Below are 14,171 nucleotides of genomic sequence, written 5' to 3'. Positions count from 1 at the left end.
GGGCCGGCACCCGGCCCTGATGGGAGGCGTGCTGATCGCCGGTAACCCGGCGACCAGCGGTTTCACCACCCAGGGAGGTGCCCGGCCCACCGGATGAAGCGGGCGCGGTGTCGCGCTCGTCAGGGAGTTGCCGTGACTGCACCACGTGCGGCCAAGCGGACCGCCAGCCGTTCCCAGCGCTCTTCCCGTTCCACCAGCCGCAGCTCCGGCCGCTCGCCGGAGTGTCACAGTTACGTGCTGGACACGTCCGTGCTGTTGTCCGACCCCTGGGCGGTGACCCGCTTCGCCGAGCACGAAGTCGTGTTGCCGCTCGTGGTGATCAGCGAACTGGAGGGGAAACGGCATCATCCCGAACTGGGCTGGTTCGCCCGTGAGGCGCTCCGGCTGCTCGACGACCTGCGGTTGAAGCACGGCAGGCTGGACGAGCCCATCCCGGTGGGCAACGACGGCGGCACCTTGCACGTCGAGCTGAACCACACCGATCCGTCCGTGCTCCCGCCCGGATTCCGCACGGAGGCCAACGACACCCGCATCCTCGCGTGCGCGCTCAACCTGGCCGCCGAGGGACGCAAGGTCACCCTGGTCACCAAGGACATCCCGCTGCGGGTCAAGGCGGCCGCGGTCGGCTTGGACGCCGACGAGTACCGCGCGCAGGACGTCACACCGTCGGGGTGGACCGGCATGGTGGACGCCGAGGTGCCACCCGAGGCCCTGGACGAGCTCTACAAGTCGAGCGTCATCGACCTGGCCGACTTCGGCATCACGACAGCCGGCGAGTTGCCGGTCAACACCGGCATGCGGTTGCTCGGCGGCACGGCGAGCGCGCTCGGCCGGATCACCAAGGACAAGCAGGTCAAGCTGGTCCGCGGCGACCGCGAGGTGTTCGGTCTGCACGGCCGGTCGGCCGAGCAGCGGGTCGCCCTCGACCTGTTGATGGACCCCGAGGTCGGCATCGTCTCGCTCGGTGGCCGGGCCGGCACCGGCAAGTCGGCCCTGGCCCTGTGCGCCGGACTCGAGGCGGTGATGGAGCGTGGGCTGCACCGCAAGGTCGTGGTCTTCCGCCCCGTGTACGCCGTCGGCGGACAGGAACTCGGCTACCTGCCGGGGTCCGAGAGCGAGAAGATGTCGCCCTGGGGTCAGGCGGTGTTCGACACCCTCGGCGCGCTGGTGAGCCAAACGGTGATCGACGAGGTCATCGACCGCGGCATGCTCGAGGTGCTGCCGCTGACCCACATCCGCGGCCGGTCGTTGCACGACTCGTTCGTGATCGTGGACGAGGCGCAGTCCTTGGAGCGCAACGTGCTGCTGACGGTGCTCTCGCGACTGGGCACGGGCTCGCGCGTGGTGCTGACCCATGACGTCGCGCAACGCGACAACCTGCGGGTCGGCAGACACGACGGGATCGCGGCGGTGATCGAGAAGCTCAAGGGTCACCCGCTGTTCGCGCACGTCACGCTGACCCGTTCGGAGCGGTCGCCGATCGCGGCCCTGGTCACCGAGATGCTGGAGGATCACGGCGGCTGACCGAGACGCGGGAAGGGGCGCGGTCTCGCGCCCCCTTCCCGCGTCAGTCCAGCGCGCGGCGCATGAAGCCCTTGACACCGATCACGCCGAACACCAGCCCGGCGACGACCAGCACGACCAGGTCTATCCACAGCGCGATGTGCGGCACCCCCGGGACCAGGATCGAGCGCATCCCCTCGCTGACGTAGGTCAGCGGGTTGACCGCGCACACGACCTGGAACCAGCGCAGCTTGTCGAGCAGGAACCACGGGAACTGGGTCGCGCCGGTGAACATCAGCGGCATCAGGATGACCGCGAACATGATGTTGATCCGCCGCGGTGGCACCGAGGTGCCGATGGTCATACCGATCGAGCCGCCGACCAGCGAGCCCAGCACGACGACGGCGAGCACTGGCAGCCAGGCCGAAGCCGGCCACGACACGTTGTCCAGCATCAGGAACCCGATCGGTACCATCACCAGTGCGGCCATGATGCCGCGGAGGGCGCCGAAAAGGATCTTCTCGAACGCCACCCACGGGATCGGCATCGGCGCGAGCAGCCGGTCCTCGATCTCCCGGGTCCACGAGAAGTCGAGGATCAGTGGCATCGTGGTGTTCTGCAACGCGCCGAGGAACCCGTTCAGCGCGACGATGCCGGGCAGCAGGATCTCCGTGTAGTTGCCGCCGACGTAGCCGATGCCGGTCAGCACCTTGCCGAAGATGAACAAGGTGAAGAACGGCTGGACGATCACCTGCGCGAGGAACGGGATCAGCTCGCGCCACGTGACGAACACGTCGCGCCACAACACCGAGCCGAAGGTGCGCACGGCGGTGCCGAACATGCCGCCCTGGCCGGTTGCGGGCGTCGCCGACGCCACGCCTGTATCGGTGGCCATCAGCGCAGCTCCCGTCCGGTCAGGTGGATGAAGACGTCCTCCAGGCTGGGCGTGCCGATGGCCAGGTCCGTGACCTCGCAGCTGATGTCGCTGAGCACCTTGAGCACCGACGGCAGGATCGCCGCGGGCTCGTAGGAGCAGTACAGCCGGAAGTTCCCGGAGTCCCCGTCCGCGGACGGCGGCGCCCCACCCGCCGTTGCGCTGGGCGGCGCCATCCCCGGTGGCAGGCCGGGCGGCATCCCGCCGGGTGCGCCACCTTGCGTGATCCGCTCGACCCGCTCCACACCGTCCACACCGGACAGCGCGCCGTCGACCCGCGCGGCGTCGGTGCCGGCCAAGTTCACGGTGACGCTCACCGTGCTGCTGCCCGGGAGGCTCTTGGTGAGCGCCGCCGGCGTGTCGAGCGCCAGCAACTTGCCGTGGTCGACGATGCCCACCCGGTCGCAAAGCTTCGCGGCCTCGTCCATGTCGTGCGTGGTGAGCACGACGGTCACGCCCTCGGCGTGCAGCTCCGAGATGCGGTCGTGCACGAACAGCCGCGCCTGCGGGTCGAGCCCCGTCGAGGGCTCGTCGAGGAACAGCACCTTCGGCTTGTGCATGAGGGCCCGCGCGATCATGATCCGCTGCGCCTGCCCGCCGGAGACCATCTCGACCCTGGCACCGGCCCGCTCGGCGAGCCCCATCCGGTCGAGGATGTCGTCGGCCAGCCGGTTGCGCTCGGCCCGCCCGACGCCGTGGTAGGCGGCGTGGAACAGCAGGTTCTGCCGGATGTTCAGCGACCGGTCCAGGTTGTTGCGCTGAGGGACGACCGCGAGCAGTTGCCGGGCCCTGGACGGCTCCGCGATGACGTCGACGCCCTCGACCACCCCGGTGCCCGACGTCGGGATGATCCGCGTGGTGAGCACGCCGATGGTGGTGCTCTTGCCCGCTCCGTTGGGCCCGAGCAGGCCGAAGACCTCACCCCGCCGGACCGAGAAGTTCAGCTCGTCGACCGCCGGTTTGGGGTTCTTCTTGTAGACCTTGACCAGGTCGGTCACGGTCACGGCGTCTGTCACGGCCTCACCGTAACCACGACGAGTAGTAGGGCAACCCGATTTTTCTGCCGGCGAACTACCAGCCCGCAGGCAGCGGCCGACCCTCCGCGAAACCGGCCGCCGACTGCACTCCCACCACTGCCTTGTCGTGGAACTCGGCCAACGTGCGTGCACCCGCGTACGTGCAGGACGACCGCACGCCGGAGCAGATCGCGTCCAGGAGGTCCTCGACGCCAGGGCGTGTGGGATCGAGGCGCATGCGCGAGGTGGAAATGCCCTCCTCGAACAGCCCCTTGCGTGCCCGGTCGAACGCGTTGTCGGTGCGCGTACGCGCGCTGACGGCGCGCTTGGACGCCATGCCGAACGACTCCTTGTACGGCCTGCCCGCCTCGTCATGCCGCAAGTCGCCAGGCGACTCGTAGGTGCCCGCGAACCAGGACCCGACCATCACGCTCGACGCGCCGGCCGCCAATGCCAGCGCCACGTCGCGGGGATGGCGGACGCCGCCGTCGGCCCAGACGTGCTTGCCCAGTTCGGCGGCCGCGGCCGCGCACTCGGCGACTGCCGAGAACTGCGGCCGGCCGACACCGGTCATCATCCGAGTCGTGCACATGGCGCCGGGTCCGACGCCGACCTTGATCACATCGGCGCCCGCGTCGACCAGGTCGCGCACCCCGTCGGCGGTGACCACGTTGCCCGCGACCACCGGCACCTGGGGCCCGGCCGACCGCACGGCCTTCAGCGCGGAGATCATCTTCTCCTGGTGACCGTGCGCCGTGTCCACGACGAGCACGTCGACGCCGGCAGCGAGCAACGCCTCGGTCTTGGCGGCGACGTCGCCGTTCACGCCCGTCGCGGCGGCGATCCGAAGCTTGCCGTCCGCGTCCAGCGCGGGCGTGTACAGCTCGGCGCGCAGCGCGCCCTTCTCGGTCATCACCCCGGCCAGCCGGCCGTTCGCGTCCACGCCGACCGCGACCGTCGCGGCGCGCCCGTGCAACTGGTGGAACACCTCACGTGGGCTGGTGTCGAGCGGCAGCGTGACGACGTCCGGTTCCATGATGTCGCCGACGCGCGTGAACCGGTCGACCCCGGTGCACGCGGCCTCGTCGACCACGCCGACCGGCTTGCCGTCCTTGTCGGTCACGATGACCGCGCCATGAGCCCGCTTGTGCATCAGGTTCATCGCGTCGGCCACGGCCGCGCCCGGGGTCAGCACGAGCGGCGTGTCCCACACGGGGTGCCGCGACTTGACCCACGTGATGATGTCCTTGACCGCCTCGGGGGCCACGTCCTGGGGCAGGACCACCAGCCCGCCGCGGCGCGCCATGGTCTCCGCCATCCGCCGACCGGCCACCGCGGTCATGTTGGCCACCACGATCGGGATGGTGGCACCGGAACCGTCCGGGGCACTCAGGTCGACGTCGTTGCGTGACTCCACCGACGACCGGTTCGGGACCAGGAAGACGTCGTCGTAGGTCAGGTCGTGGTTGGGGCGTTGCCCGTCCAAGAAGCGCACGGACGCACAGGCTAACCCCTCACGTCATGGACCACCTCCCTCGGCGGTGCGGCCGGCCCCGGGCAACAGCGCGCGCACCGCGTCGATGGTGTCGGCATCGCCGGGTTCCTTGTCCGGCCGGTACCGGACCACCCGCGCGAACCGCAACGCCACGCCGCCCGGGTACTTGCTGCTCACCTGGGCGCCGTCGAGGGCGATCTCGACCACGAGAGCCGGTCGCAGGTAGACGGCCCACGAGTCCCTCGTGGACTCGTACTTGGGGAACTCACTGGTCTGCCAGGCGAGCAGCTCGTCGGTGAGGCCCTTGAACGTCTTGCCCACCATGATCGGCGGTCCACCGTCCGGGTCGCGGGCGCCGAGGTGCAGGTTCGACAGTTTGCCGGTCCGCCTGCCGTGTCCCCACTCCGCGCCGAGCACGACGAGGTCGAGCGTGTGCACCGGTTTGACCTTCTGCCACGCCTTGCCCCGCCGGCCCGCCGCGTAGGAGGTGTCGAGCGACTTGATCACCACGCCCTCGTGGCCGACGGCCAGCGCATCGGCCAGCACCGCCTCCGCGGTGGCGACGTCCGGGTCGAGCGCGCCCGGGATCACGTGGTCGGGTGCGGCTCGGTGTAGTGCCTCGTTGCGCTCACGCAGCGGGGCGTCGAGCAGGTCGACGCCGTCGAGGTGGAGACAGTCGAAGAAGTAAGGGTGCAGCAGCAACCGCTGGACCTGTTCCTCGAGGGTGCTGCCGAACCTGCTCTGGGTTTCCTGGAAGGAGCGTGGGCTGCCGTCGTCCGCCAGCGCGAGGCTCTCACCGTCGAGCACGACGCTGCGGCACGGCAGGCCGCGGACCAACTCGACCAGTTCCGGAACCGAGGCCGTGATCTCGCGGAGCGCGCGGGTGTAGACGTGGACCTCGTCGCCGTCCTTGTGCACCTGGATGCGCGCGCCGTCCAGCTTGTACTCCACGACGCACGGGCTGAGCTCGCTCACCGCGTCCGCGACCGAGCTCGCGGGCGAGGCGAGCATGGGTCGCACCGGCCTGGCCAGCTCCAGCCGGAACTCCTTCAGCCTCGCCTCGCCGCCGGAGAGGGCGGCTGCCGCGGTCGCGGACAGCTGCCCGGAAAGCATCAGCGCGCGCCGTGCCGCCTCGGCGGGAACCTCGGCGGCCGCGATGATCGCGTCGAGCATGATGCCCTCGAGTGCGCCCTGCCGCAGCTCACCGGTCAGCAGGCGGCGCAGGAACTCCTGTTCTTGTTTGGTGGCCCGGCCGAACAAGCCGCCCAGCAGTTCTCCGCGCCGCTGCGCGGACCCCTTGCCCGCGGCGACCGCCACCTGGCCGAGCGTCGTGTCGACGTCTGCCACCTGCAATGTGGGTTGGTCGGCGGGTGCGATGTCCAGCCCGACGATGGTGCGCCAGCCCGCGCCGATGCGGCCCTGGCGCGGCGCTCCGGCCAGGAACGCGACCACGGTCTCGACCTCGGTCGCGTCCTGCGCGCGCCGCAGCAGCGCGGACAGCGACTTGACCTTGGCCAGCCGGGAGCGCGTCCCGGCAACCGCCGCGGACGTTTCGACGACCTCGTTGAGCAACACAAGGACATCGTGCACCCGGGGGCCGACAATTGCCGCTCGTCGATCGAATCTGTGGACAACTCGACTTGCGAACGGAACCTTTCGTTGGTCCGAGTTGTCCACAGGTTGGCCGACGGCCTCGACAGCGGGCCCGATGCCGTGCAAAGTGGAGCCATGGCATCGACACGCTCGGTGCCGGACGGGTCACTGGGGGTCCGTGTTTCCTTGGTACGCAAGGATTACGGCTGTCCTGTGCCGCCTCGGCACCTGATGAACGGTCCTATATGGATGAATACTTGGCCATCTCGTGGACCGCCTCGACGAGGCGCGCCGGGGTGAGCGCCGCATAACCGAGCACGAGCCCGGGAAAAGGCGCCGACGTGGTCGCGTAGCCGGACAACGGGAGGGCATGCACTCCTTGTGCGGCAAGGCGTTCGGACACGTCCGCGTCCTCGGTTCCCTCGGGCAGGCGCACCACCACGTGCAGGCCGGCGGCGACCCCGACCGGTTGCCAGCGCGGCAGTTCGGCGGCCAGTGCGGCCAGCAGCGCGTCGCGCCGCTGCCGGTACAGCACCCTGGTCCGCCGTAGGTGCCGGTCGTAGCCGCCGGTGTCGAGCAGGTGGGCGAAAGCCGCCTGTGTCATGGGCGAATTGCCGAGATCGGTGAGTCGCTTGCGGTCCACAATGGAGGAAAGGAGGTGGTGCGGTGCCACCAGCCAGCCGAGGCGCAGAGCCGGGCTGAGCACCTTGCTGACGCTGCCCACGTACGCGACGCTCTCGGGATCGAGCGTCTGCACCGTCCGGACCGCGGGCCGGTCGTAGCGGTGTTCCGCGTCGTAGTCGTCCTCGATCACCACCGCGTCACGGTCGGCGGCCCACGCCAGCAGGGCGCGTCTGCGGTGCGGGGCGAGCACGACTCCGAGCGGGAACTGGTGCGCGGGCGTCACAAGCACGGCACGGCATCCGGTCGCGGCAAGCCGGTCGACCACGATGCCGTCGTCGTCGACCGGGATCGGGACCGGTCGAAGGCCGTGCGCGGCAAGCAGTTCCGCGGTGCCCGGGTGGTGCGGGTCCTCCACGGCGATCTCCCGGTGGCCACGTGCGACCAGCACGTCCGCCAACAGGGACTCCGCCTGGGCGACGCCATGGGTGATGACGATGCGCTCGGCGTCCGTGGTGACCGCGCGGACCCGTGCCAGGTACGCGGCGAGCGCCGAGCGCAGTGCGGGCAGTCCGGCCGGATCCGGATAGCCGAGCTGTTCGTCCGTCAGCGCGCCGAGCCCGGCGCGAACCGCGCGCAGCCACTCGGCCCTGGGGAACGCGTTCAGCGCGGGCAAGCCGGGCCGCAGGTCGTAGCGCCATCGAGTGGTGGCTGTGCCGCTCACCGGCGCCACGTCCTCGGCCACGGCGACGGCCGCGACCGCCGTCCCCGAGCCGTGCCGGGCCGTCAGGTAGCCCTCGGCGACCAGTTGGGCGTAGACCGTGGTGACCGTGCCGCGGGCGAGGCCCAGCTGGCCGGCCAGGTCGCGACTGGACGGCAGCCGGGTGTGCTGTGGCAGTCGACCCTGCCGGATGGCGGTGCGAAGAGCGTCCTCGAGGGCTCGTCCGCGCCGCCTCCGGTCGGCGGCGGCCACCTCCGGGAGCAGCAGCTCGCGGAAAGTGGTCCAAGTGCCAGGCACGAAAGTGGAGCTTACGCATGCGCCACTTCCGAGTCAGGCTGATGCCATGTCGACGACCACGGCACCCTCCGGCGGCGCCGCCCGAGCCACTCGCCCGTTCACAGCCCGGGCGAGCGGGCTCAGCGCGTCCGCCGGAGCCCTGGCGGCACTGATCGTCGGTGGCTCGGTGCCGGTCACGGGCATGCTCGCCGGCTACCCGGTGCTCACCGGGCAGGCCTTGCGCTACCTGCTCGGTGGGTTGCTGCTGCTCGGTTGGGCGGCACTGCGCCGCAGGCCGGTCCCGATGCCCGCGCTGCGTGACCTGCCCGCGCTGGTCGGGCTCGCGGCGACCGGGATGCTGGGGTTCAACGCGTTCATGATCGCCGCGCAGCGGTGGGCGGAGCCGGGGTTCGTCGCGGCGGTCCTCGGGGCCACGCCACTGCTGCTGGCGATCGTGGCGCCGTTGGCCGCGCGGCGCCGGCCGGCACCGGGGGCGTTGCTCGGCGCGCTCGCCGTGCTGGCCGGTGTCGCCCTGCTCTCCGGTGGCGGCTCGTGGCACGGGCCGGGTCTGGTGCTGTCGGTCCTGACCATGCTCGGCGAGGCGTCGTTCACGCTGCTGGCCGTCGGCGTCATAGCCCGCCTCGGCGCCCTCGCCGTCGCGACCTGGACCTGCCTGATCGCGGCGGTGGGTGGCGCCGCCGCGGGCACGATCGTCGACGGCGCCGCCGCCTGGCGCCTGCCCGACGCACGCGAGACCACGGCCCTCATCGTGCTCGGCGTCCTGGTCACCGCCGTGGCCTTCGGACTCTGGTACCACTGCGTGTCCGTGTTGGGCGCCGACCGCGCCGGCGTCCTCATCGGACTGATGCCGGTGGCCGGCCTGATCGCGTCGGTAGCCCTTGGCGCACAACCACTTGATGTCGTCGACGTGGTCGGTGCCGTGGCCGTGGGCGCGGGCTGCGCCATCGGTGTCGCACGCCGCCGGGCCCCGTCCTGACTTCCGTCGCCGCGCTCGTTGTGGCTCAGCGGCCGCCGCGGGCCATGCGCAGGACGTCCAGGGCCTCGTCCAGTTGCTCGGTGGTGAGTTTGCCGTTGTCCACGTGGCCGCGTTCCAGCACGACCTCGCGGATCGTCTTGCGCTCCTTCAGCGACTGCTTGGCGATCGACGCTGCTTCTTCGTAGCCGAGGTAGCGGTTCAGGGGCGTCACGATCGACGGTGACGACTCCGCGAGCTCGCGTGCGCGCTCGACGTTCGCCTCCGCGCCGTCGACGACCTTGTCGGCCAGGAGGCGGGCCACGGCGGCCAGCAGTCGCGCCGACTCGAGGACGTTGCGGGCGATCACGGGCAACATCACGTTCAGCTCGAAGTTGCCTTGCGTCCCGGCGAAGGCGACCGCGGCGTCGTTGCCGATCACCTGGGCCACGACCATCATCGTCGCCTCGGAGATGACCGGGTTGACCTTGCCCGGCATGATCGACGAGCCCGGCTGCAGGTCCGGCAGGGCCAGTTCGCCCAGCCCCGTGCGGGGGCCGGAGCCGAGCCAGCGCAGGTCGTTGGCGATCTTGAACAGCGACACCGCGACGGTGCGCAGTTGGCCGGACGCCTCGACCACGCCGTCCTGGCTCGCCTGCGCCTCGAAGTGGTTGCGCGCCTCCACGAGCGGCAGACCGGTCAGCTCGGCCAGTTCCCCCGCGATCGCGGCGCCGAAGCCCTCCGGCGCGTTGAGGCCGCTGCCCACGGCGGTTCCACCGATGGGCAGTTCGCCGAGCCGGGGGAGGGTCGCGGTCAGACGCTCGATGCCGTAGCGGACCTGCGCGGCCCACGCGCCCGCTTCCTGGCCGAGGGTCACCGGGACCGCGTCCATGAGGTGGGTGCGGCCGGACTTGACCACCTCGGCCCAGTCGTCGGCGCGTCGCTCGAGGGTCGCGGCGAGGTGCTCCAGAGCGGGGACCACCTCGGTCACGACGGCCTCGGTCGCGGCGATGTGGATGGTCGTCGGGAAGGTGTCGTTGGACGACTGCGACGCGTTGACGTGGTCGTTCGGGTGCACGTCGCGGCCCAGCGACCGGGTTGCCAGCGTCGCGATGACCTCGTTGGCGTTCATGTTCGACGACGTGCCCGAACCGGTCTGGAAGACGTCGATGGGGAACTGGTCGTCGTGCGCGCCGTCGGCCACTTCCTGTGCGGCCTTGTCGATCGCGTCGGCCACGTCGGCGTCCAGCACGCCGAGCTGCTTGTTCACCCGCGCCGCGGCCGCCTTGAGCAGGCCGAGCGCACGGATCTGCGAGCGCTCGAGGCCGCGGCCCGAGATCGGGAAGTTCTGCACGGCGCGCTGGGTCTGCGCCCGCCACAACGCGTCGGCGGGGACCTCGACCTCGCCCATGGTGTCGTGCTCGATGCGAAAACCGGGCCTCGTGCCCGCATTGTCGGCCATGACCCCAGTGTCGTCCGATCATCAGCGCTGGGCATGGTCAGCTTTGCCACATAGGCTTGTGCCATGACCGCCGAAGCGCCGTCCGACGTGGATCTGCTGATCATCGGTGCCGGGCCGACGGGCCTGTTCGCCGCCTACTACGCGGGGTTCCGCGAACTGTCGGTAGCGGTGGTGGACTCACTGCCCGAGCCGGGCGGCCAGGTCACCGCGATGTACCCGGAAAAGATGATCTTCGACGTGGCCGGGTTCCCGGCGATCCGCGGACGCGACCTCGTCGACGCGCTCGTCGAGCAGGCGAGCCAGTGGAAACCGACCTACCTGCTGGGCCGCCGCGCGCATGAGCTGTCCGAAGTGGACGGCAAGTTCGCCGTGACCCTGGACGGCGGGATCACCGTGAAGGCCGGCTCCGTGCTGATCACGGCGGGCATCGGCGAGTTCACGCCGCGACCGCTGCCCGCGGGTGACGGCTGGCTCGGTCGCGGCATGGTGCACTTCGTGCCCTCGCTGGAGGCGCACCGCGATCAGGACGTGATCATCGTCGGCGGCGGTGACTCGGCGTTCGACTGGGCGCTGGCGCTGCACCCGGTCGCCAACAGCGTCACGCTCGTGCACCGCCGGGCCAAGTTCCGCGCGATGCCCGCAACCGTCCGCCAGGTCCAGGAGCTCGGCGTGCGGATCATCACCGACGCCGAGGTCACCGAGTTGCGCGACGGCGGGAGCGGACTGCAGGAGGTGACCATCAAGGTCGGCGGTGCCGACGAGGAGCTGGTGCTGCCCGCGCAGGCCGTCGTCGCCGCGCTCGGGTTCACCGCCGACCTCGGGCCGATCGAGTCCTGGGGACTGGAGATCGACCACCGTGCCGTGGCCGTCGACAGCACCATGCGCACCGCGCGGGACCGGATCTACGCGGCCGGTGACGTGGCCGCCTACCCGGGCAAGGTCAAGCTGATCGCGACCGGTTTCGGTGAGGCCGCGACCGCGGTGAACAACATCGCGGTCGCGCTCAACCCCGAGGCCCACCTGTTCCCGGGCCACTCCAGCAACAACGGGTGATCAGGGCACGACCTGGACCACGTCGCCGACGCTCAGGTTGTAGTAGAACGTCTTGGCCGACGAGTTCGACAGGTGGATGCAGCCGTGCGACTCGGCGGCGAGGCTTCCGGTGTGGAACGCGATGCCGCTGTTGAAGAACACCGAGTACGGCATCGGCGCGTTGTCGAACTCCTTGCTCAGGTGGTCGATGTCCTTCCACTGCACGTGGAACGTGCCGGTCGGCGTCCGGTAGCCGGCCCGGCCCGACGTGATCGACACCGGGCCGAGGATCACGTGGCCGTTGCCGAGCAGCCACGCTCGGTTGGCCGAGAGGTCGACGCACGCGGAAGCGGCCGCCGAGCACGGCACGCCGGTGATCCGCTGCGGCGTCGGGCTGTGCGTGGTCGTCGTCCGGCGGTGGGTCGTCGTCGGACGCGTGGTGGTCGTCTTCCTCGTGGTCGTCGGCTTCTTGGTCGTGGTCGTGGTGGTCGGCGCCGCGGTCGTCGTCGTGGTGGTAGGCGTGGTCGTCGTGTCGCTCGTGGTGGTGGTCGTGGCCGTGGTCGTCGGCCCGGCCTGTGGGGCCGCGTCCCCGGTCCCACAGGCCGACAGGACCACTGCCATCAGAACCGCCGCGGCCGAACCGCCCAGCCCCCACTTGCCCCGCATCGCCGCTCCTGATGGTTCCCGCCGGCCGCACGGCCGGACTCGGACGAATCACGGCACCGTCACCCGGACGGTGCTCTCGATCAAGAAAGACGCTTGGTGGGTTACGGGGGTTGCTGGCTTCACACGTTTGTGATCCACCTGTCGGGTTACGGCAACGGCGGCGGTGGTTCCTCTTCGGAGCCGGACCGGTCGCTGTCGAAGTCCACCGAGGCGTACTCACGCAACTTGGTCAGGCGGTGGAAGCCTTCGATCATGCGCACGGTGCCGGACTTGGACCGCATCACGATCGACTGGGTGGTGCACCCGCCCGCTCGGTAGCGCACGCCACGCAGCAGATCGCCGTCGGTCACGCCGGTCGCCGAGAAGAACACGTTGTCGCCGCTGACCAGGTCGTCCGTGCTCAGCACGCGGTCGAGGTCGTGCCCGGCGTCGATGGCCTTCTGCCGCTCCTCGTCGTCCTTGGGCCAGAGCCTGCCCTGGATCGCGCCCCCCATGCACTTGAGCGCGCAGGCCGCGATGATGCCCTCTGGCGTGCCGCCGATGCCGATGAGCAGGTCGATGCCGGTGTCCGGGCGGGCGGCGGAGATCGCCCCCGCCACGTCGCCGTCGGAGATGAACATGATCCGGGCGCCGGCCGCGCGGACGTCGCGGACCAGGTTCTCGTGCCGCGGGCGGTCGAGGATGCAGACGGTCACGTCGGAGACGTCGCTGTTCTTGGACTTGGCCACCCGGCGGATGTTCTCGCCGACGGGCGCGGTCAGGTCGACCACGTCCGCGGCCTCGGGGCCCACCGCGATCTTCTCCATGTAGAACACGGCAGACGGATCGAACATCGCACCGCGCTCGGCGACCGCGAGCACCGCGATCGCGTTGTGCATCCCCTTGGCCATCAGGGTCGTGCCGTCGATCGGGTCGACCGCCACGTCGCAGGCCGGCCCGTCGCCGTTGCCGACCTCTTCGCCGTTGTAGAGCATCGGGGCCTCGTCCTTCTCGCCCTCCCCGATCACCACGACGCCGTCCATCGAGACACTGCCGATCATCTTGCGCATGGCGTCGACCGCGGCGCCGTCGCCGCGGTTCTTCTCGCCGCGCCCGACCCACCGGCCCGCCGCCATCGCGGCCGCTTCGGTGACCCGCACCAACTCCAGCGCGAGGTTGCGGTCCGGTGCTTCGCGCCTGCTCGTCATCGCGCCTCCTGTTTTGCCCGCTTGCCGGGTCAGATCCTCCCAGATCCTGGGCGCTCGAACCGATTTGGAACGATGGGGAAGTGACCGAGCCATCAACCAAGCCGTCAGGACGGGCGGGGCAGGGCCTGCGCGACATGGTGCTGTCGCTCGCCGCCCTGCTGGTGGTCATCGGGGTGATCGTCGGGTTCATGCGCGGTTGTTCGTTCAGCCCGGGCGGTCCGTCGGTCGACGAGGGCTCACTGCCCAGCGTCGACGCGGCCGCCGAGCTGCGTTCGGCGGCGACGCGGGTCGACTTCCCGGTGCGCGCGGTCGCGCTGCCCCAGGGGTGGCGGGCCAACGCGGCGACCGTGTCGCCGGTCGGCACCGGCTCGACCGCGACAGTCGCGGTGCGCGTGGGCATGATCACCAACGCCGGGCACTACTTGCGGCTGAGCCAGTCGAACGCACCCATTCCGGTTCTGGTGGTCAGCGAGCCGGGCCTCGACTCCGACGCGCCGCCGAACGAGACCGGCACGCAACAGGCGGCCGGACTGACGTGGACGGTCTACCCGGGGCAGCCGGGCGAGCAGACCTGGATCGCCAAGCAGGGGAAGGTCGTCTTCGTGATCTCGGGCGCGGGAACCGCGGCGGAGAAACGCACGATCGCAGCCGCGGCCCTGTCGGGCGCGGTGCTGCCGACCGGACGCGGCTGA

12 protein-coding genes are annotated in these 14,171 nt (G+C 70.6%); 4 read left to right on the top strand and 8 right to left on the bottom strand.

The window, feature by feature from the left end:
• The first annotated feature begins 234 nt into the window (after positions 1-234).
• On the top strand, positions 235-1,524 hold the full coding sequence (locus EV186_RS00675) for an RNA 5'-3' helicase PhoH2 (protein ID WP_243753898.1): 1,290 nt from the start codon (positions 235-237) through the stop codon (positions 1,522-1,524).
• Positions 1,525-1,567: 43 nt separating this feature from the next.
• On the opposite strand, the gene EV186_RS00670 is transcribed toward EV186_RS00675, so the two are convergent.
• The 5 genes from EV186_RS00670 to pdxR all read right to left on the bottom strand — a co-directional run bounded on the left by EV186_RS00670 (position 1,568) and on the right by pdxR (position 8,180).
• Complete coding sequence (locus tag EV186_RS00670; protein ID WP_341814111.1) at positions 1,568-2,398, bottom strand: ABC transporter permease; 831 nt, start codon at positions 2,396-2,398, stop codon at positions 1,568-1,570.
• On the bottom strand, positions 2,398-3,453 hold the full coding sequence (locus EV186_RS00665) for an ABC transporter ATP-binding protein (protein ID WP_133847145.1): 1,056 nt from the start codon (positions 3,451-3,453) through the stop codon (positions 2,398-2,400). The genes EV186_RS00670 and EV186_RS00665 overlap by 1 nt, the downstream gene beginning before the upstream one ends.
• Positions 3,454-3,508: 55 nt before the next feature.
• Positions 3,509-4,948 carry a GuaB1 family IMP dehydrogenase-related protein gene (locus EV186_RS00660; RefSeq protein WP_133847144.1) on the bottom strand — a complete coding sequence of 480 codons (1,440 nt, stop codon included), beginning with the start codon at positions 4,946-4,948 and terminating at the stop codon, positions 3,509-3,511.
• A 24-nt stretch (positions 4,949-4,972) separates the two neighbouring features.
• Complete coding sequence (locus tag EV186_RS00655) at positions 4,973-6,523, bottom strand: ATP-dependent DNA ligase (RefSeq protein ID WP_133847143.1); 1,551 nt, start codon at positions 6,521-6,523, stop codon at positions 4,973-4,975.
• Positions 6,524-6,782: 259 nt separating this feature from the next.
• Positions 6,783-8,180, bottom strand: a complete 1,398-nt coding sequence (pdxR, locus tag EV186_RS00650) for a MocR-like pyridoxine biosynthesis transcription factor PdxR (RefSeq protein WP_133847142.1) — start codon at positions 8,178-8,180, stop codon at positions 6,783-6,785.
• A gap of 46 nt (positions 8,181-8,226) precedes the next feature.
• On the opposite strand from pdxR, the gene EV186_RS00645 reads away from it, so the two are divergent.
• Positions 8,227-9,156: an EamA family transporter gene (locus tag EV186_RS00645; RefSeq protein WP_133847141.1), complete on the top strand. Its 930-nt coding sequence runs from the start codon at positions 8,227-8,229 to the stop codon at positions 9,154-9,156.
• A 25-nt stretch (positions 9,157-9,181) separates the two neighbouring features.
• Here the strand turns inward: EV186_RS00645 and EV186_RS00640 are convergent, their stop codons facing one another.
• Positions 9,182-10,594: a class II fumarate hydratase gene (locus tag EV186_RS00640; RefSeq protein ID WP_133847140.1), complete on the bottom strand. Its 1,413-nt coding sequence runs from the start codon at positions 10,592-10,594 to the stop codon at positions 9,182-9,184.
• Positions 10,595-10,657: 63 nt separating this feature from the next.
• Here EV186_RS00640 and EV186_RS00635 point away from each other — a divergent pair, with 63 nt between their 5' ends.
• Positions 10,658-11,647: an NAD(P)/FAD-dependent oxidoreductase gene (locus tag EV186_RS00635; protein ID WP_133847139.1), complete on the top strand. Its 990-nt coding sequence runs from the start codon at positions 10,658-10,660 to the stop codon at positions 11,645-11,647.
• Here EV186_RS00635 and EV186_RS00630 read toward each other — a convergent pair whose 3' ends face one another.
• Together EV186_RS00630 and glpX are read right to left on the bottom strand one after the other, a co-directional pair.
• Positions 11,648-12,292: a L,D-transpeptidase gene (locus EV186_RS00630; RefSeq protein ID WP_133847138.1), complete on the bottom strand. Its 645-nt coding sequence runs from the start codon at positions 12,290-12,292 to the stop codon at positions 11,648-11,650.
• 146 nt (positions 12,293-12,438) lie between these two features.
• Positions 12,439-13,479: a class II fructose-bisphosphatase gene (gene glpX / locus EV186_RS00625; RefSeq protein ID WP_133847137.1), complete on the bottom strand. Its 1,041-nt coding sequence runs from the start codon at positions 13,477-13,479 to the stop codon at positions 12,439-12,441.
• An 80-nt stretch (positions 13,480-13,559) separates the two neighbouring features.
• On the opposite strand from glpX, the gene EV186_RS00620 reads away from it, so the two are divergent.
• Complete coding sequence (locus EV186_RS00620) at positions 13,560-14,171, top strand: DUF4245 domain-containing protein (protein ID WP_133847136.1); 612 nt, start codon at positions 13,560-13,562, stop codon at positions 14,169-14,171.

The organism is Labedaea rhizosphaerae (genome assembly GCF_004362825.1).
GTDB classification, from domain to species: domain Bacteria; phylum Actinomycetota; class Actinomycetes; order Mycobacteriales; family Pseudonocardiaceae; genus Labedaea; species Labedaea rhizosphaerae.
This window is presented reverse-complemented; position numbering and strand designations above follow the sequence as displayed.